At 62.0% G+C, this 738-nt stretch carries 1 protein-coding gene; it reads right to left on the bottom strand.

Features of this window, described 5'->3' with window-relative positions; all coding sequences use genetic code 11:
* A partial coding sequence (locus AC1DRJ_RS30890; RefSeq protein WP_477805452.1) for an aldehyde dehydrogenase family protein occupies window positions 1-738 on the bottom strand: 738 nt, incomplete at both ends.

Raw genomic sequence — 738 nt, 5'->3', positions numbered from 1 at the left:
GTACAGACGGTTGGCGCAAACGCAGGTCTGGCCGTTGTTGCGGTACTTGGAAATGATCGCGCCTTCGACGGCCTTATCCAGGTCGGCGTCGTCAAACACGATAAACGGCGCGTTGCCGCCCAGTTCCAGGGACACTTTCTTGATGTCCTTGGCGCATTCCGACATCAGTTGACGACCGATTTCGGTCGAACCGGTGAAGGACAGCTTGCGCACGATCGGGTTGCTGGTCAGCTCGGTGCCGATGTCGCCAGCGCTGCCGGTGACCACGCTGAACACGCCAGCCGGGATGCCGGCACGCTGGGCCAGTTCAGCCAGGGCGAAAGCCGAGAACGGGGTCTGCGATGCAGGCTTGAGCACCATGGTGCAACCGGCGGCCAGGGCCGGGCCGGCTTTACGGGTGATCATGGCAGCCGGGAAGTTCCACGGCGTGATTGCAGCGGTCACGCCGATTGGCTGCTTGATCACGATCAGGCGCTTGTCTGGCTGGTGGCCCGGAATTACGTCACCGTAGATGCGCTTGGCTTCTTCGGCGAACCACTCGATGAAGGAAGCGGCGTAAACGATTTCGCCCTTGGCTTCGGCCAATGGCTTGCCCTGCTCCAGGGTCATCAGGCGAGCGAGGTCGTCCTGGTGCTCGATCATCAGCTCGTACCAAAGACGCAGCTTGTTCGCACGTTCTTTGKCAGTCAGTGCACGCCAGGCCGGCAGCGCTTTGTCAGCGGCTTCGATGGCACGGCG

Source organism: Pseudomonas sp. P5_B2, assembly GCF_056400445.1.
This window is presented reverse-complemented; position numbering and strand designations above follow the sequence as displayed.